This window comes from Streptomyces sp. CA-249302 (assembly GCF_050936785.1).
GTDB lineage: Bacteria > Actinomycetota > Actinomycetes > Streptomycetales > Streptomycetaceae > Streptomyces.
The window spans coordinates 5,000,614-5,017,082 of sequence record NZ_JBNJMG010000001.1 but is presented as its reverse complement, the minus strand read 5'-3'; the positions used below and the strand labels follow the sequence as shown (position 1 = coordinate 5,017,082).

The 16,469-nt window shown below is 64.8% G+C and carries 18 protein-coding genes and 1 tRNA gene; 3 read left to right on the top strand and 16 right to left on the bottom strand.

Annotation, left to right across the window (positions count from 1 at the left end; translation table 11 throughout):
* Positions 1-44 precede the first annotated feature (44 nt).
* The 10 genes from ACQEWB_RS22400 to ACQEWB_RS22355 form a co-directional block, all read right to left on the bottom strand.
* Positions 45-1,307, bottom strand: a complete 1,263-nt coding sequence (locus ACQEWB_RS22400) for a hypothetical protein (RefSeq protein ID WP_432833729.1) — start codon at positions 1,305-1,307, stop codon at positions 45-47.
* 6 nt (positions 1,308-1,313) lie between these two features.
* Positions 1,314-1,589, bottom strand: coding sequence for a hypothetical protein (locus ACQEWB_RS22395; protein ID WP_432833727.1), 276 nt, complete (start codon positions 1,587-1,589; stop codon positions 1,314-1,316).
* A 3-nt stretch (positions 1,590-1,592) separates the two neighbouring features.
* Positions 1,593-2,594 carry an NlpC/P60 family protein gene (locus tag ACQEWB_RS22390; RefSeq protein ID WP_432833725.1) on the bottom strand — a complete coding sequence of 334 codons (1,002 nt, stop codon included), beginning with the start codon at positions 2,592-2,594 and terminating at the stop codon, positions 1,593-1,595.
* A 165-nt stretch (positions 2,595-2,759) separates the two neighbouring features.
* The gene (locus ACQEWB_RS22385) at positions 2,760-4,460 is read right to left on the bottom strand and encodes an FtsK/SpoIIIE domain-containing protein (protein ID WP_432833723.1); all 1,701 of its coding nucleotides are present in this window, start codon (positions 4,458-4,460) and stop codon (positions 2,760-2,762) included.
* Between the two features lie 222 nt (positions 4,461-4,682).
* Positions 4,683-4,877, bottom strand: coding sequence for a hypothetical protein (locus tag ACQEWB_RS22380; protein ID WP_432833721.1), 195 nt, complete (start codon positions 4,875-4,877; stop codon positions 4,683-4,685).
* 44 nt (positions 4,878-4,921) lie between these two features.
* Positions 4,922-5,938, bottom strand: a complete 1,017-nt coding sequence (locus ACQEWB_RS22375; RefSeq protein ID WP_432833719.1) for a hypothetical protein — start codon at positions 5,936-5,938, stop codon at positions 4,922-4,924.
* Positions 5,939-5,942: 4 nt separating this feature from the next.
* Complete coding sequence (locus tag ACQEWB_RS22370; protein ID WP_432833717.1) at positions 5,943-6,332, bottom strand: RRQRL motif-containing zinc-binding protein; 390 nt, start codon at positions 6,330-6,332, stop codon at positions 5,943-5,945.
* The gene (locus ACQEWB_RS22365) at positions 6,332-6,664 is read right to left on the bottom strand and encodes a hypothetical protein (RefSeq protein WP_432833715.1); all 333 of its coding nucleotides are present in this window, start codon (positions 6,662-6,664) and stop codon (positions 6,332-6,334) included. The genes ACQEWB_RS22370 and ACQEWB_RS22365 overlap by 1 nt, the downstream gene beginning before the upstream one ends.
* Complete coding sequence (locus ACQEWB_RS22360) at positions 6,661-7,284, bottom strand: hypothetical protein (RefSeq protein ID WP_432833713.1); 624 nt, start codon at positions 7,282-7,284, stop codon at positions 6,661-6,663. The genes ACQEWB_RS22365 and ACQEWB_RS22360 overlap by 4 nt, the downstream gene beginning before the upstream one ends.
* Complete coding sequence (locus ACQEWB_RS22355) at positions 7,281-7,574, bottom strand: hypothetical protein (RefSeq protein WP_432833711.1); 294 nt, start codon at positions 7,572-7,574, stop codon at positions 7,281-7,283. Before ACQEWB_RS22355 ends, ACQEWB_RS22360 begins: the two co-directional genes overlap by 4 nt.
* Positions 7,575-8,532: 958 nt before the next feature.
* On the opposite strand from ACQEWB_RS22355, the gene ACQEWB_RS22350 reads away from it, so the two are divergent.
* Complete coding sequence (locus tag ACQEWB_RS22350; RefSeq protein WP_432833709.1) at positions 8,533-9,291, top strand: helix-turn-helix domain-containing protein; 759 nt, start codon at positions 8,533-8,535, stop codon at positions 9,289-9,291.
* Between the two features lie 2 nt (positions 9,292-9,293).
* Positions 9,294-9,767 carry an NUDIX hydrolase gene (locus ACQEWB_RS22345; protein WP_432833707.1) on the top strand — a complete coding sequence of 158 codons (474 nt, stop codon included), beginning with the start codon at positions 9,294-9,296 and terminating at the stop codon, positions 9,765-9,767.
* Here the strand turns inward: ACQEWB_RS22345 and ACQEWB_RS22340 are convergent.
* The 5 genes from ACQEWB_RS22340 to ACQEWB_RS22320 form a co-directional block, all read right to left on the bottom strand.
* Positions 9,755-10,321: an HD domain-containing protein gene (locus ACQEWB_RS22340; RefSeq protein ID WP_432833705.1), complete on the bottom strand. Its 567-nt coding sequence runs from the start codon at positions 10,319-10,321 to the stop codon at positions 9,755-9,757. The two genes, ACQEWB_RS22345 and ACQEWB_RS22340, sit on opposite strands and share 13 nt — an antisense overlap.
* Before the next feature lies 1 nt (position 10,322).
* Complete coding sequence (locus ACQEWB_RS22335; RefSeq protein WP_432833703.1) at positions 10,323-10,784, bottom strand: GntR family transcriptional regulator; 462 nt, start codon at positions 10,782-10,784, stop codon at positions 10,323-10,325.
* 251 nt (positions 10,785-11,035) lie between these two features.
* Complete coding sequence (locus tag ACQEWB_RS22330) at positions 11,036-13,417, bottom strand: hypothetical protein (protein ID WP_432833701.1); 2,382 nt, start codon at positions 13,415-13,417, stop codon at positions 11,036-11,038.
* Between the two features lie 8 nt (positions 13,418-13,425).
* Positions 13,426-14,583 carry a S1 family peptidase gene (locus ACQEWB_RS22325; RefSeq protein WP_432833699.1) on the bottom strand — a complete coding sequence of 386 codons (1,158 nt, stop codon included), beginning with the start codon at positions 14,581-14,583 and terminating at the stop codon, positions 13,426-13,428.
* A gap of 59 nt (positions 14,584-14,642) precedes the next feature.
* Positions 14,643-14,984: a CU044_2847 family protein gene (locus ACQEWB_RS22320; protein WP_432833697.1), complete on the bottom strand. Its 342-nt coding sequence runs from the start codon at positions 14,982-14,984 to the stop codon at positions 14,643-14,645.
* A 347-nt stretch (positions 14,985-15,331) separates the two neighbouring features.
* Between ACQEWB_RS22320 and ACQEWB_RS22315 the strand changes: the two genes are divergently transcribed.
* A tRNA-Ser gene (locus tag ACQEWB_RS22315) sits at positions 15,332-15,396 on the top strand.
* A 20-nt stretch (positions 15,397-15,416) separates the two neighbouring features.
* Here the strand turns inward: ACQEWB_RS22315 and ACQEWB_RS22310 are convergent.
* Positions 15,417-16,454 carry a DUF4037 domain-containing protein gene (locus tag ACQEWB_RS22310; protein ID WP_432833695.1) on the bottom strand — a complete coding sequence of 346 codons (1,038 nt, stop codon included), beginning with the start codon at positions 16,452-16,454 and terminating at the stop codon, positions 15,417-15,419.
* Between the last annotated feature and the right edge of the window lie 15 nt (positions 16,455-16,469).

Below are 16,469 nucleotides of genomic sequence, written 5' to 3'. Positions count from 1 at the left end.
CGGGTGGCAGGAGCGGAGAGAGCGCCGGGGCCAGGGACCGGCTCTTACGGGGTGGGCATCTGGCCCGGTGCCGACGGTTGGGTTACCGGCCGCCGACGCGTGGCGGGATTGTTCGGCGGGCCGGCGGGGGCCGTCGTCGGCGGCCGGGGAGTGGTCCGGTACTGCTGGCGTACCTCCCGCAGTTGCTGGCGGCGGGTGGCGCTTTCGCTCGCCTCCCGCCGTTCCTTCGCGACGGCGGACTGGGTGGTCAGCCGTCCGGACCGGTCGGGGGTGTTGATGCCGTAGGCGGCGAACAGGACGCCGCGGTCCTTGGAGATGGCGCGGCCGGGGGTGTCGACGGTGCGCGGGCCGCGCGGGGCGTTCTCCCTTTCGTAGACGTCGGGTGCACCGGCCCGCACGAGTGCATGGACCAGGGGGCTGGGGGTACGGCGTTCCACCCAACCGCGGGTGGCGCGGGCCACCTTGGGCCCGAAGTACGGCACACCGTGGAAGATCATCCGCAGCATCAGGACGTCCGCGGCGATGAGCAGGAGCGTGTCCAGGACCAGCGAGCCGTGCGCGAACTCCACGAACGGGGAGAGCAGCAGCAGCGCGAAGGGGGCGAACATCAGCCCCAGCAGCCGCTGTGCCCATGCCCGGATCGCGGTGGTGTCGCCCCCGCGGGCCAGCGAGGCCAGCACCAGCGGGGCCATGCACACGAACGCGAGGATGCCGATCTGGCGGGTCATGAACACCAGCGCGGCAAAGGCGAGGACGACCACGAGAGCGGAGATGACCAGCAGGGTCACCAGCGGGTTCCCCGCGTCCGTCCCGTGCTGGAAGTCATCACTGATCGCGCCGAACAGGGTCGACTCGTTGCTGTCGAACGCGGCCGTGAACGCACTGCTCACCGCCTTGTTGAGCAGCATGACGGCCCCGGGGATGGACGCCATGCCGGCCACGGCCACCAGGGTCCATCCGGTCGACGCACCCATCTGCTTCAGCCGGGGCGCGCCCTGCCAGGCGGTCAGGCCACACACGACGACGACACACACGAAGATGGCGACCGCCAGGTGCTGACCGAGCCACAGGAACGGCTCGTACAGCACGCTGTCGGATCGAGACGGTGCCCACGCATCCTTCGGCGAGATGAGGTCACCGATCTTCTTGATCAGGCTGTTTGCGAGGTCTTTGACGTGGTCGGAGGCGCCGCCGGTGATGCCGCCGGTGCCGGGGACGCCACCGGTGTCGGAGGAACCGCCTGAGGTCCCTCGTTCGCAGTACTTCTTCGCTTCGCCGATGATGTCGTCGCACGGGTCACTGGCCATGCGGCATCAGCCCTTGGCCTGGGTGACGGTGGAGAACAGGGTGTCCCCGTACAGGGCGAGGACGACGGCGACGAACAGTGTGCCGACCGCCATCGTCCCCTTGCGCAGGGCGCCCTTGGGGTCGCTGGACGTCTTCAGCAGCATGCCGACCGCGATCACCGCGATCACCGCGGCGAGGCCCTTGGTGACCAGGCCCGCTCCGGTCAGGCCGATGGTGTCGAAGAAGTCCTTGAACCCGCCGGACATGTCGACGGGCTTGGCCAGGATCGTGAACTTGGACATGACTCAGATCTCCTTGCTAGAGCGGGAGGTGGGACGGGCGATGGCGAACAGGTCGCTCATGACGTCGATGCGGTCGTAACGGACCTTCGTGCCGGGCCGGGGAGCGTCGATCATCCAGCCGCCGCCGATGTAAATACCGACGTGATGGATGCTCGTGGGACCGGATCCGTAGAAGACGAGATCCCCGAGACGGGCCTCACCCTTTTTCACGGGCTCCGAGGCCGCGTACTGCTGTGCCGCTGTACGCGGCAGGGAAATACCGGCCCTGGCGTAGGCGTAGAGCGTGAGTCCCGAGCAGTCGAACCCGGAAATCTTCGTTCCCGAACTTCCGTTGGGAGAGCAGCAGGTTCCCGTACTGGGGCCGTTGGCGTTCCCGCCGCCCCACGAATACGGGGTACCGAGCATTTCGACTGCCGCGTTGATTGCGGTAACGGCCTGGTCCACGCTCGCGGTTACGGTCTTCCCGCTGGATGGCTGGTCGGCGAGTGCCTGAATGGATTTGACGTAGTTCTGTGTCTCCTTGTAGGGGGGAATTCCTCCGTACTTGCGGACGGCGCCGCTTCCGGCGTTGTAGGCGGCGAGCATGTTGCTCTGCCTGTTCCCGGGTACGTCCTTGACGTCCTTGGCGATTTCGCACAAGTACTTGGCCGCTGAGGGGATCGCGTCGGCGGGATCCCACACATCGCGCTTTCCGTCGCCGTTGCCGTCGATTCCGTGGGCTTCCCACGTGGACGGCATGAACTGTGCGATGCCTTCCGCACCGACTCCGGATTGCGCTTTCGGGTTGAAGCCGGATTCCTGCGTGAGCAGTGCGGCGAGCAGGTTCGGGGTGACCTCGGAGCAGGTGTTCCCTGCGTCCTCGATCAGGGTTGTGTACTGGCTGGGGACGGTCAGGCTGAGCGCCGTGGACAGCGGGTCGTCGTCGGCGCCCTGGACGAGCGCGGCCACAAGGACGGCCGCGGTCGCTCCTACACCGATCGTGACGGCGGTAGAGGCACGCAACAAGCCTCTTCCCTCCTTCCGGGGGTTGTTGATCGTCTGTGCTGGTCAGGACCGCCATGCCGGACCGCCAGGGCACCGCCGTGCAACCGCCGGGCACCGCCATGCCACCGCCATGAGGCGGCGGGGATGGCGGTGCGGTGGCGGTGGGCTGGCGGTGCCGGGTGGCGGTCAGGAACTGGACAGGGCGGCGGCGGTGAGGTCGGCCAGGTGGTAGCCGCGGCCCTGTGCCGTCTTGCCCGTCGGAACCCCGCCCAGGAGTCGCGAGAGTTGCTTTCCACGTTCCGTGGGATCGGTTTCCGTGATCCCGAGAGCCGGGGCCAGTTCGGGCGTGGGCATGAACTCCACTCCCGTGCTCCGCATCAGTTCGATGGCCTGCTTCAGCGGAGAATCCGGGATCGCTGCTTCGCGCCGGTCGTGGACTTCGTCGACCACACCCCAGATGAACTCATCCGGGAAATGGAAACCCCGGATCAGGGTGGAAGATCCGCTGGCGAACAATACGGCCTGGCCCTTGATTTCAGGGTCGAGAAGTGCCGGGTGGATCGGGGCGACGGTGTCGAAGTACGAGTCTCCGAGGGCGACTTTCGCGCTTCCCTCGGAGGCCACGTAGAGGCACATCCGGTACAGGAACTGGTCCCGCACCTTCACCGGGATCGCGTCGTTTGCCGGACGCTGCGTGAGCATCACGGTGGCGATCCCGGATTCCAGGGATTTCGAGACCAGCGACCTGGACTTGTCCGTTACCCGACGGACGAGTTCCCTTCCTTCCTTGGTTCCGTCGTCGGTGTAGAAGTCGGCTGCTTCGTCGATGATGAAGAACACCGGTTTGAAGACCGGTGTGGGCTGCCGGTTGCGGATGGCGTCCTGCAATTGCGTATACCGGTCGTCCACGCGGGAGTTCAGCTCATTGAGCAGGTCTTCCAGGACGGCCGGATCATCCGATGCCTCGTAGCGGACGGCGAGTTTCTCGAACTTGGTCAGCCCGCACAGTTTCCCGTCCAGGAGATACAGGTCGAACTCGCCGTACGCGATGAGCAGGCAGGTGATGAGCCCGTTGACCAGGGTCGTCTTGCCCATCTGGGTCATGCCCGCGACCAGCAGGGATGCCTTGTCGAAGGTGGGCACCCCGGCGAGCCGGCCGGTGACCTCGTGTCCGAGGGGAACCCCCGTGAACGTGTGGATCTCCTGCCGGGTCGGGGACGGGAACGGCTGGCTGAACGGGGGCTCGTTGAGCACCAGAAGCCGCACCCGGCGCTCGGTCTTCCGGCTCGTCTCCAGCTTCAGGTGCAGCCGGGTCACGCCGAACATGGACGCGATCGGCCCGAGCCGCTTGGCCACGTCGTCGTGGGTACGGCCCTCCGGCACCAGGAAGTCGTAGACGGTGCCGATCCCGGGGAGCGTCTCGATCGTGACGTCACCGGCGCGGATGTGCTCGCTCCGGCCGATGGCGCCAACCCGGGTGAGCGCCATGGTCAGTTGCGGATGGCTCTCATCCCCGCCGCCCGGCGACCCTGCGCCCGGCGTGTGCACCGAGCCCGCGGGCTGACCGGGTACCGGTGCGGGTGCCTGTGCCGGGATCTCGTTGACGGTCTGGACCGGGGATTCCTGTTGCAGGGCCGCCGGTTGGGCCGCCGGGGAGGGTGCCGGTTGGCGCGCCCACCAGCGCGGCACGCCCTGACGGATCTGCCGGGCCAGGTAGCCGAGTCCGACCAGGCTCCCGGTGGCGAGCAGCACCGTGGCCGGCCAGGAGAGGCCGAGTTTGTCCTTGATGGTGGCCAGGACACCGAACGCGATGACGAGTCCGCCGATGGCGCCGACGGCCTGCCCGTAGGTGTCCTCACTTGTGCCGTGTGATTGCTTGCGTCCCACGCCCCTCCGTTCTTCGCGATGAGCAGCACGCGACCTGTTCGCGTGCCTGCGGATTTTGTGGGTGTGCGTGGTGCTCGCCGGGTCTGCGCCGGGTCTGCGAGGGTGCCGCTCGCCGGGGCTCACCGGGTCTGCTTCACTGGGGTTCGACTGCTTCCGGCAGTCGCAACGACGGCCAGCCCAAATGCCCTGGGCTGGCCGTCATTGGTGTGTGCCGGAGACGGTTTACGCCTCGGATTCCCGCTTCACTCCGTCTCCGGGAACCCAGGAGGTGTGGCCGGAGTCCCAGGCGACCTGGACGTGGGGGCTCTCGTCAGCGAACTCGGCGATCTCCCGGTCGACGTCGAGGATGGTTCCCGCTTCGGTGCGGGAGGTGTGATGATTCCCGAGTCCCACGACGCGGGTGCCGATGCTCGCCATGTGGCGCTCCTTTGTGGAGTGGGATTGGTGTGCCGGGTGCTCGTTTACGGCTGTGCGTCCTCCGCGTCGATCAGCGCGGCGTACGCCTTGCGGACCCGTTCCTCCTTCGCCGAGAAGCCCGCCGCGCGGTAGGCGGCCAGGGCCTTGCGGTAGGACAGCGGGGGGTTGTCCGAGTGGCGCAGCCACCGCAGCACGACGGTGAGCTGGTCCTCGCTCAGCGGCTCGCCCGGCTCGGGGGTGTCGACCCCGGCCACGGCCGCGACCGCGGCGAGCGCCGGCCAGTCCAGCGGGGTGTGTCCCTCGCCGTCCGGCGCGGCGAGTTCGCCGATCGGGGACACGGGGCTGACCTGCGGGGACACAGGGGACATGGCCGGGGACACACCATCGTGTGTCCACTGCCCGAGCACGCGGGCCAGGTCGTCGTCGGAGAACAGCGCCGGTACTTCCTGCGGGACGTCGGCGGCCGGGTGCTTGGCGGTGAGCGCGCTCAGCTTCTCGGCTGCCTTGTGGCGCGCCTTGTGTGCCGTGCCGCGGGCCTTGCGCTCCTCGCCCTCCAGGGCGGCGGCCGTGGTGTGCCGGTCGGCCTTGGCCCGGGTGACCGCGCGCCCGATGGCCACCTGGTCGCGCGTCGCGCTGCGCACGGCGTCGATCTGCTGCTGTGCCTGGGGGGAGATGCGGGTGGTGTCCCGCTCTACGGCCATGATCAGGGTGGCCTTGGCGGCGGCCGGAACCACCGCGCCGATCACGGCGACGACCACGGTGGCGTACAGCAGGCCGTGGGTGAACAGCACGCCGACCGAGGTGAGCAGGAACAGCCAGCCCAACGTGGCGGGCAGCTTCCCGGAGGATCCCTGCCGGCGGTGCGCGGTCTCCATCGCGAGGGCGTACAGCCATACCGCGTCGTAGATCCCGGCCACCGTGTAGGCGAGCAGGGCCGGGGCCTGGTGGGCGAGGATCTCCCCCACCGCGTACACGGTCCAGCCCAGCGACAGGCCGGTCAGCCCGACCGGCAGACTCCAGTGCACCGCCCGGCGGGCGGCTTCCTTCCACTCCCTGTCCATGGGATCACTTCCTTCCGTGGTTTTGGCTGTCGGGGTAGGCGCACAGCACGCACATGCCGAGCGATCTCGGCAGGCAGTAGCTGTAGGTGACCTGGCATTTGGGGCAGGTGCGGCGGGCGTGCATGGCCAGCGCGAGCGCGCCCCATTTGCGGGAGGTCATCGGCCGTACGGGCTTGGCGCGGTCGATGGCGTAGAGGTAGGCCACCCGCGGGCTGCCGGTACGGCGGTTGATCCGCATGACCTGCACCTGCACGCCCTGCCCGCCCGGGCGAAGCCCCCGGGCCCGTAACTGGCGCACGGTGGCGTACCCGTCCGGGGCGAGCTTCCAGGGGTAGGTGGGTATGCCGTGGCGGGCGCCGCTCGGGTCGAAGCACTTGCCCCAGGCCGCGGACATCAGCCCGCCGCCGCGACCGTTGCCGGGGCGAGGACGTCGCCGTAGCCGACCAACTCCAGTGCAGCGCCCGCGTATTCGGTGCCCGCGTGCAGGGCGCACGTGAGGCCGTCCTCGCCCTGCGTGTGGTACCGGACGGCGTCCGGGGCGATGGCCAGCGCTTCGCGCCAGGCCTCGAAGCCGGACAGGTCGTCGTGGAAGGCCAGTTCCAGTTGGTTGGGAAAGATGGGGCTCATCCGCACGGTCGGCGCGGGGAGGTGCCCGAAGTCCGTGGCCAGCAGGCGCAGCGCCCGCAGTGGTGCAGCCAGGTCGTCCAGCGTCAGGTTCTCGCTCATGCCGCGGCTCCCTCGTTGATCGCCGGGTTGCGCATGCCGGTGAGTGCGGCGATGTCGTCGCCGCTCAGGGTGGTGTGGTCGCTCAGGGCGTGGGCCGTGATGCGGATCTGCGGCCACAGGTGGCTGATCTTGCGGCGGGCCATGCCGCGGACCATCGCCCACGACTTGCCGCCCACCGGCACCTTGTCCCGGTCGAGCCGGTAGCCCCACTCGGCCAGCACGTCGATGGCCTGCTCGCGGTCGTGGGCCGCGGTGCAGCCGACGGCGGTCTGCGGCGTCCACAGCCCGTGGGTGAGCAGGTACTGCACCTGAGCGACCGAGCCGGCGGCGCACTGCGCAGCGAACCGCCACGGGTGCACGCGGTCGAGCCGGACTTCGGTGGTCGTCAGGCCGGTCACATGGGGCCGCCCGTCGTCCTCGGTCCACGCGATGACCTCACTGGTCAGCACGCGCATGTCGTAGGCCAAGGCCAGCACCGCGTGTCCGGCCTCGTGGAAGGCCAGGCTCAACCGCATGGCCTCGTAGGACAGCGGCATCGTGACGGGGCCGCGCGGGGCGCCCCGGTGGTCCACCAGCTGCTCGGGGGCGGGAGCGACCGCGGACGGCGCGGGGACGCTCATGCCGCGACTCCTCGCCGTACGGTACGGCGGCGGGCCGGGCGAGCAAGCGGGACCACGTTGAACAGATCCGGGTAGTCCTCGACAACCCGCGCGGCCAGCCGGATCAAGTCGTCCGGCAGGGTGCAGAACTCGGGGTCGGCGAGGATGTCGCGGGCCGCGTCCAGCCGGGCCGCGCGCTCCGTCTCGCTCTCGCCGTCGACCCCGAGCCAGAGTTCGACCGGTGTACCGAGGGCGAGTTCGGCGAAGTCCTGTGGGGTGTCGGCCCGGTGGCCGCACACGTAATTGAGCATGGGGGCTCCCATGTCGAAGGGACGGGAAGAGCCGGAGGCCGCGAGAGTGCCCACCAGAGGGCGGCGGCTGGTCCGGGAAGTACGGCCTACGCCGCGCGGGGCGGCGGGCCGGAGCGCCCCGGCCGGGAGTCGAACCCGGCCAGGGCCATCGAGCGGTTGAGGCTCAGTACGGGTGCGGGCCGCGCGGACGCGGCGGCAGCGGATCCTTCGTCTTCTCGTGCTCCGAGCCGGCCATCAACGGCCGCCCCGGGCACGGGCGTTGTCCTCGCTGCGCTTGTTTGCCTCACCGGCCTTGCGGGACAGTTCCGCCCGCTCGGCCTCTGTCAGACTGGTGACCACAGGTGCCTCCACATCAGGTGCCTGCTCGCGGTCCCCCGGGTGGCCCCCCAGGGGACCGCTCCGATTCCCCATCAAACGGGCAGGGCCACCGACGTCACGTCGGTGGCCCTGCCCGCATGACGAGTGACGGGAAAGCCCGTCACTGTCGTCTCGCGGCTCCGTACGCGCCTTACTCCCCTTCGCTAGGTCGGCGCGTCGGTGACCGCGCCACTCAGTCGTCACTCGCTGAGTGGTTGCTCCCTGGATGCCATGGGCTGGGTGCGGCCCAATCACCGGGATCCCCGCCGATCCGGTCCCTGGGTCTACGCCCGAGGGTCAGACCAGTGGCTTAGCCGATGACACCGATCGATCCGTGAAGACGACGGGCTTCTACGTCTCCCCTGCCGCACGGACCGCGTGTAAGCGAGCCCGGCGGGACCTTGTGATGCAGTACCTGTTTTACAGGTACTGCATGGGGGTCCGTCAAGTACAAGCACGGACCTTGTTGGTTTTGCGCCGGGACTTCTTGGCGCACAGTCAGAATCGCTGCAGGTCAGGGGAGTTCGTTACCCCCTACTTGGAAACCTTGCGGAGTTCTGGCACGGTCAGAGGTCCCTAGACGTCCCTCAGAGGTGTGCAGATGTCCAACGAACGTTTGCGTTCAGCCCTGTTGGCTCGCGGCATGACCGTTCAGGACCTGGCCGACGAGATCAAGGTCAACCCGAAGACCGTCGAGCGTTGGATCACGCAGGGGAAGGTGCCGTATCGCCGACACCAGTACGCCACGGCCGCAGCTCTCCAGGTCGACGTGACGACCCTCTGGGAGGACGGCCGCGCTCTGGAGAGTGCAGTAGACCTGACCAAGGCTGAGATTGTGGCCGTCTACCCGCACCGCCACACGGTCCCACCAGGCTTGTGGCGAGAGATGTACGCGCGAGCTGACCGGACCCTTGACGTTCTCGTCTACTCAGGGCTGTTCCTGTCGGAAGACCCCCTGTTTACCGACCTCCTGAAGAAGAAGGTGGAGGGCACCACTCAAGTGCGCATCCTGCTCGGCGACCCTGACTGCGAGGCTGTTCGGCAGCGCGGGATAGACGAGGGGCACCGGATCATGGATGGCAAGATCCGCAACGCGCTTGTGAACTACTGGCCGCTCTTCGAGAGCCACCCTGAGATTGGCTTTCGGCTACACGCCACGACGCTCTACAACTCCATCTACCGGTCCGATGACGAAATGCTCGTCAACCCCCACGTCTACGGCATCGGCGCCTACATGGCACCTGTCTACCACCTGCGCCGAATGCCGGGCGGCGGCCTGTTCGACACGTACGCGAATAGCATCGAGCAGACCTGGGGAGGCGCTCGCCAGGTCACAGAACAAGACATCACGGGAGCCTGATCATGGGACGCATCGACTACCTGCACGACCCCGACGCCCCGCCGGCCAACTCGGTCGTGCCCTCTGTCGTGGCGTTCGTCCAGAACGATGCGGGCCAGGTGCTCATGATCCAGAGGTCTGACAACGGGCGTTGGGCGCTGCCTGGCGGGGGACACGACGTAGGCGAGTCGATCAGCAGCACCGTGGTGCGCGAGGTCTGGGAAGAAACCGGGATCAAGGCGGAAGTGGTCGACATATCCGGGATCTACACCGACCCCGGGCACGTAATGAAGTACGACGACGGCGAGGTCCGCCAGCAGTTCAGTATCTGCTTCCGGGCGCGACCGATCGGCGGTGAGCTTCGTACGAGCAACGAGACGACACAGGTCCGCTGGGTCGACCCAGCGGACCTGGCGAAGCTTGACGTCCACCCCACCATGCGGCTCCGAATTGAGCACGCGATGGACCGGACGCGGCCGACTCCCTACATCGGCTGACGTTTGGCGGCGGCGACCCGTTCGAGGGTGCGTGACGTGCACGCGAGGATCTCGGGTTCGGCGCGACGGATGAACTTGCCGATCAGGCTGTCCGGTCCGTAGCGCCCGGCGATCTCGTTGACGCGGTCGACGGGGTTCGTAGGCGTGCCGTCCGGCGTGGTGTTCATGTCGCAGTAGCAGAGCGCGTCGTTGAGGTGTGCATCGTCTCGGGGGAACTCGCCCTCCAACTCCTCACGCAGGCCCCGCGCTTCCGCCTCCATCCACGCACACGAGTGGTGGGCCACGAGGTTTACGACGCGCGGATCGGCGTCCGCGACGTCGCGGAGGTATCGAGCGCCGTCGAGCGGGTGGAAGCCCGTCTTGGCAAGGTCTGGTGCGTAGCCGATGTCATGCAGGACGGCTGCGGCCTCCAGGAGCTCCGCGTCCTGCCCGAGGACGGGCCCGATGGTTCGCGCCCGCTCAGCGACACCCAAGCAGTGCTTCCACCGCCGCGGCAACGGCTCGGCGAGCAGGGACTCAGCCAGGGGATAGGCCCACTCCGTCAACTCCGACAAGCTACGAACGCTCCTCTCGAGTCGGCACGGCGCGGACGGTCCGCACCTTGCCCTGTCCTCCATTCGCCAGCACGCCGGCGGCCTCTAGCTTGTCGAGCGCTTTCGTCGCTGTGGGTCGTGATACTCCGAATCGCTCGGCCAGGACAGACGCGCTGGGGAATGCTGCCCCGACTTCGAGGCCTTCTTCCGTGATGACGTCCGAGATGCGGTCTTCGAGCGGGCGTCGGTCGGTGCGCGCTCCGGCCCGTACGACGCGCCACCGCCCACCGGGTACTGGTTCGGCGACGCCGTCCCTTTGGAGAGCGCCGAACGCCCGGAGGGCGACTCCACGCGAGATCTTGTAGTCGCGCATCAGATCAGCAGCAGACGGAAGCTCCAACATATCCGGGTCCGCCTCGATCCGGGTCTTCACCGCATCCGCGACCTCCAGGAAGGTCCCGCGGGGGCTGGGCTGCTGCGACAACTCACTCTCCCTCTCTACGCGACCGATGCAAATCTTAAGACTCGCACACACAGCGAACCCGTGCGAAGAGGGGGTCTGGAGCCGTTCACGAGATGTTCCGTAGACCAGGGGTGGCTTCGGCTCTATCGCAGTAGCAGCCGTTCAGAGGTGGCGTGCTGCCACCGTAGCTATGATCACACAAAGGGGCTATGAGGCCTTCCAGGCAGTCAGTGTTCAACGCATTCAAAAAGATGCTCTCTGCAATTAACTTCTCACCCGAGCAGGGTTTTCGCCGCCTTCCGGACACGGACCATAGCGTGATTCCGTGAGATTTTCTGCAATGCGTCGAGAATTATAGGTTGATTAAAAGAACCGCGATTAATTTTAGCGAGACGTAGACCTCGTAGCGCGCCGAACGGTACAGCTACGCCATCCGCACCAAGCATCTCGACGAGCCTATGACCCACTAGCGAGCTATCAGAATCAGCAGGATCAAGAAAATAGCCGAGTGTTTCAGCCGCCTGGGCACGGACGAGTACGGCAGTATCAGCGGTCATGTTGAGTAGGTATCCAGTGGCGAGCGACCCTCCGAGCACCTTGCGAGTCAATGGAAGCGACTTAGCTGCCTCAATGCGGGAGACAGGTTCCTCCACATCGGAAAGCCGCATAAGCACCCTGAGTGCCTCCTCTCTGTCAATAGCCTCGGCCGCACATCGGAAACGCAAGAGTGCCCCAGACTCTTTACTTGACGAGCCAAATAGCTCAGGGTGAACCGCAGTAAGTCGCGCTGGGTCGCTGGAAATCTCCTGCACAACTTCAGCGGGCACGTCATCAATTCGCAGGGCAAGAGCATTAAGGACTGGATCCTTATGATCTGCCGCAATTGAAGTATCGCGCAAGAATTCCGATAGAGTGGACCAAATCTCTACCGCCGGCCACTTGATTGATAGCAACGCTCCAATCAAAGCTGCATTGTAACCCCCGAAACTCCAAGCGCCTTGTGCAGCACCCGTCCGAGTCTCAGAAATCGCCCTCACACATAGATCAGCAATGGAGGCCGCATTGTCTTGAAGTAGGTCTCGGCCAAATTCATCCGCGAGATCGACGATTTGGGAAGAACGCTCCAGCGTCAACTCAGAGTGGCTGATTTGACCAAGCAACTCTAGAGCCGACCTGTTGCCAGTTTCACTCAGCTTATAGAGAACAGTTTGAAGCAAGCTCCCCCATGGTCCTCCTGTAGAAGGAGCAGCCAGGAGGTGGACCCAGTTTTCTTGTTCGGAAGCTGAGACGAGGCTCCAGTCCATAGCCTCAACAGCTTTCTCAATCTCGAACGCTTGCGTAGCGGCCTCACCCCCAACGCTCGCGCGAATTTTTTGAGAAAGATAGTCCGCATTGGAAATTTCTCGGGAAAGGGCTGAAACAGCTTCCCATAGAGAAACCTGAGTCTTGTACCATCCTTGTGTACTTCGAGCACCATCAGGAATCTGCTTTTCAAGCAGTGAGCGAACTACGGAGTCTGCTTCCTCGGCTCGCAGTAGTGGCGCACCAGCCCGAAGGACATGGAGCTCCAGATCAGCGATACCCTTCTGGATCCGGCTCAGCGCTTTTTGTAGTTCGCTATCCAACGCTTCGAGCGGCCCCTCTTCGCGCACTAGCCTCAGCGCTTCGTTATACGACGTGCTAGCCCACCCTTTCCTCAGGTACACAAGTCCCTGACTGGCCCGCGCACCACTGTCGTGCTTCTGGTCGAGTGGCCGAATCATGATCTCCATTCCCAGTTGCCGTGAGGCCTGGAGGTACCTTCGCCAGTGTCCGGCCAACTGAACGCGCACATAATACGCATAAAAATTACGGGAGATGTAGTCCTCGTTTTTAATCACACGAGGGAACCTCCGCAATGCGCGATTTCTGATTCGCCGCTTGAAGTCTTCTGAGATATATTCCAGTGCTGCGAAACCGACAGTAGAATGCAACTCAAGCCAAAAGTCAGGAGTAGTTCGTTTGCTGGAATTCGAGAGAGTGACCTTATTCGACAGCGTGTCATTCAAGGCAACGATATTTTCATCTGCCGAGAAAATTAGCCCGTCAATGATTTTCTTACCCTCGCCAGTGGAAGGTGTCTGCGCCTCCTCGAGCAGCATTCTGGCCGAATGCGCCAAGTGCAGGGCCCTTCGATATTCCTGCGCCTCGGCATTACGCATGCATGCGTGCAATTGCACGATGGCGTTAGGCAGTACGCTTAGATCCAAACGTTCTGCCAGTAGCTGTTCACACACGGCAAGAGAGCGAGCATACGATTCCATATCCGCATAAGCGATACTCGCCAAAATAGCGGCAATCGCGCGCAGTTCAGGGTCAAGCGCATCGTTGAACGCAAACTCATTGAGTTCAAGAGCGCCCAATTCTTGTGAATCGTCCAGCATGGAACGCAGAGCTGACCTTACGAGCGCCCACTCGTCGGAAGGCATACGGTCGCTGCCTAGGAGATCAGGAATCGGACCCGAAGATGTCCTGTCACGCCAGAGATCGAGTTCAATAAGGCGCCCCATAACAACATACGCGAGAGCCGTAGGGCCAGATGAGTACTTCTGCTCGCGTCCATTAACAGGAACCACGTCTTGGGGGCAAAGTACGGCTGTAACCCACTCGCTCATGATGTATTTCACCTGCCTTGCATGGGATTGACTGGAATAGTGCCGTACCTTTTCTTGCGAACCATCGCGACGGCTTTCTTGTTCAGGTACGCCACGATTGAATTGATGGGATCGCCACCCCCAAAACTTTCGTATTCAAATGAGTGAAAGTGGTCAGATTCAAGTTGCTGGAACTGGCTCTTCGTAATCAAGTCCAAATCCATGCCTGACAACACAATAACAGGGACCCGGTTTCTCGCGGCGGCTCGGGCTAGTTCCAAGCATGGAGCAGTCACGGAATCCGTATCCACGATCACAATCGCTGCAGTTATGCCTGACATGAGGCCATCAATTTTTTCTATTTCTATGCCCGCCTGCGTGGCAAAGCGAACCTGTTCAACTTCGATCTCATTGGGGGGCCAGATTTTTTTTAGATTTTCAACGGCGGAATTCATGGCATTATTTGCCGCTCTTGCGTCTCCGCCACTCACCCAAACGACACTGGGCCTGATTGTTGTGGCCCTTTCGACGTTGGCTAGAGCGGTATCCCATGCATTATTGGTTGCATGGAAGACGCTATTCATTTCCAGCAGTTCCGCTAGCTCGGGAGTGACGCGCAACGCCTCGCTAACGTGCACTGCCCAAGCTCCTAGATCACTAGAAGCGTCCCGTGTGCGGGTAACCACTCCAAACACTTTATTGCTCTGAAGGTTCAAGAGAGGGGCGCCGCTCAAGCCTGGTGATGCCTGGCCTGACTTGAGCATCCATCTGACGCCGTCGCCACTGGAAGCTGGGCCTTCGATTTTGAAGCCTACCGGCGAAGATCGATAAATTCGCTGTTCAAATCGATCAGTGAAACCGTATGCCCAGCCCTCAGTTCCGGGATATGCGAGGCTTGGTTCCTGATCATCTAGCTGAACGCAGGGGTGCTGACGGAGATCGATTTCCAGCCATGCAAGGTCAGGCCACGGATAGGGGTCCAGAATCTGGGCAGGTGGCGTGGGAGGCGAAGGGCAAACAAACTTTACATTTGCAGGATACGGAGAATCAATTACTTCAACCGTAACGGCCTCTCCCTTGCGGGACGCCTCAGCCACGACGTGAGCACAAGTAATCAGTTGCCCCGGGGCAACAAAGAAACCAGTCCCGATACTACTGGCTGATGCGACTCGAACCGTGCACTCCATCAAGAGTTTGTGCACGGAGTTTGATAGCGACTCCAACGAGTGTCTCCGTGTCGACGCTCCTACTGTGCCGACGTCTGGGCTGCAGAGTCTGACTCCCAGTTGAGAGTAACCTTCAGCGTCGCGTTCGCCGCTCCGGAAACGATCAGGCCGCTGAGCTTCCCGGATTCGATCTTTACGTCGACGCCGAACTCCACGCTCGCCGAGCTGGGGCGAGCAGCCACAACGGCGTCCCGCACAACACTTGCCATGCCAGTGATCGAGGAACGCACGTCATCCAGAGAAGGAATCCCCCTAGCACTGATGTCCTGTGCTGCGTCACGACCGTCGACACTCACCGCAACGATGGAGACGATCGTGTCGTTGGGTAGGAGAGCCTCCACAACTTGCCTTGATTCGCTCACCTGTTCCACTCCCTTGTGACTCAAGTCGTTGCTGGCCGCAGCCTACCGGTCTCGCGTCACTCCGGGCCGTCGAAGCTCGCAGGAGCCGCTTGTGCGGGCGCCTGGAAGTCGTCGGAGTGCCTTCCAGTGGATGCGCGGTTGGGATACGCAGTCCGATCAATCTGCCCGCGGCTTCGCTTCAGGTTAGCCTCTTGATCACGCCGCACAAGATCGGTCTCTTCTAAGCACAGGCCCGGTCTCAATCGCGGTCTCAGTCGAGCTTCGATCCGAGCGCGTCCGTCATCGTCCCCTGAAGTCCGAAACCGTCCTGAGCAGGCATCACGCCTGCTTCTCGTACGCCCACGGACGCCCCCGGACCAGGATCCGACAACTTGTAATGCGTAGGTCGTCGGTTCGAATCCGACAGGGGGCTCTGTCAGGCCCGGGTCGGGGCTACTCCGACCTGGGCCTTCTTGCTTCCCGGTACAGGGCGCGGGTCAGTGCCGGGCGGGTCAGGATTTCCGGGTTGTCCGTGAACTGGTCGATCGCGCCGGACGCCGGCAGTGCCTTGATCGCGGGGTTGGAGATGCGGGCGGTCAGGGCTGCGGTGAATCGTTCCGGCGGGGCGTCCGGGTGGATGCGGTCGGTGAGCTCCAGCTGGTTGTGCAGGTCTGTGATCGCCTCGTATGCCTGTGTGAGGTGCTTCTCGCGAGTGCGCCAGTCCGTGGCTGTGACGGCGGCGGTCAGGACCGGGGCGAGGTGGTGGCCGGGGGTGGTGCGGGCGAAGGCGGTGCCCAGCCATTTGCCGTACGGCGGGTAGCGGCGGTCCATGAGGAGGCCCAGGCGCATCAGGTCGCGGGTCAGGCGGGCGGTGGCGACCGCGGAGCCGAGTTCGTCGCCGAGTTCGCCGCAGTGCGTGGCGAAGGGGGCCTCGCGGGATATGCGGCGCCACTGGCAGGCCAGGACGTGCAGCCAGATGTCGTGCGGGTACCAGCAGAGGGCCGAGCGCAGCGGGGCGAGTTCGCCGAGGCCGTCGTGGAAGACCGCGCCCGCGGTGACCTCGGCGAGGAGCTGGGTCGGGGTGGCCAGCCAGTCGGCGGGGGTGATCTCCGCGGGGGTGGACGGGTCGAAGCCGAGGGCGCCGATGAACCACGGGGCGATACGGGTGACCTCGACGCCCTCCTGGGCGGGGTGGCCGTGGAAGGTCTCCGGGAGGTGGGCGGCGAGGACGTGTCTGATGCGGCCCGCGTGGCGGTGGACGTCGTGGCGGCGGAGGAAGAGCTGGAGGCGGGGTCCCCAGGTCGGGCCGGCCGAGTGCGGGGTGTCGTAGCCGAGGACGTCGGAGCCGCTGCCGAGGCGGGCGGCGGAGTGCGGGACGCCGGGGGCCGCTTCGTCGAGTAACGGGCGTACGACGTCGGTGTACAGGCGGCGGGACAGCTCCAGGCCGGGGATGAAAGGGGGCGGGGCGTCGCGCATATTCGTGGTGCTCATGCCTGGGGCCGTGCC

Coding starts and splice junctions, on each gene's coding strand:
- ACQEWB_RS22325 (WP_432833699.1), bottom strand. CDS start 14,583: ATGGAGTGCACGGTTCGAGTCGCATCAGCCAGTAGTATCGGGACTGGT.
- ACQEWB_RS22375 (WP_432833719.1), bottom strand. CDS start 5,938: ATGGACAGGGAGTGGAAGGAAGCCGCCCGCCGGGCGGTGCACTGGAGT.
- ACQEWB_RS22355 (WP_432833711.1), bottom strand. CDS start 7,574: ATGCTCAATTACGTGTGCGGCCACCGGGCCGACACCCCACAGGACTTC.
- ACQEWB_RS22365 (WP_432833715.1), bottom strand. CDS start 6,664: ATGAGCGAGAACCTGACGCTGGACGACCTGGCTGCACCACTGCGGGCG.
- ACQEWB_RS22395 (WP_432833727.1), bottom strand. CDS start 1,589: ATGTCCAAGTTCACGATCCTGGCCAAGCCCGTCGACATGTCCGGCGGG.
- ACQEWB_RS22370 (WP_432833717.1), bottom strand. CDS start 6,332: ATGTCCGCGGCCTGGGGCAAGTGCTTCGACCCGAGCGGCGCCCGCCAC.
- ACQEWB_RS22350 (WP_432833709.1), top strand. CDS start 8,533: ATGTCCAACGAACGTTTGCGTTCAGCCCTGTTGGCTCGCGGCATGACC.
- ACQEWB_RS22330 (WP_432833701.1), bottom strand. CDS start 13,417: ATGAGCGAGTGGGTTACAGCCGTACTTTGCCCCCAAGACGTGGTTCCT.
- ACQEWB_RS22380 (WP_432833721.1), bottom strand. CDS start 4,877: ATGGCGAGCATCGGCACCCGCGTCGTGGGACTCGGGAATCATCACACC.
- ACQEWB_RS22310 (WP_432833695.1), bottom strand. CDS start 16,454: ATGAGCACCACGAATATGCGCGACGCCCCGCCCCCTTTCATCCCCGGC.
- ACQEWB_RS22345 (WP_432833707.1), top strand. CDS start 9,294: ATGGGACGCATCGACTACCTGCACGACCCCGACGCCCCGCCGGCCAAC.
- ACQEWB_RS22400 (WP_432833729.1), bottom strand. CDS start 1,307: ATGGCCAGTGACCCGTGCGACGACATCATCGGCGAAGCGAAGAAGTAC.
- ACQEWB_RS22360 (WP_432833713.1), bottom strand. CDS start 7,284: ATGAGCGTCCCCGCGCCGTCCGCGGTCGCTCCCGCCCCCGAGCAGCTG.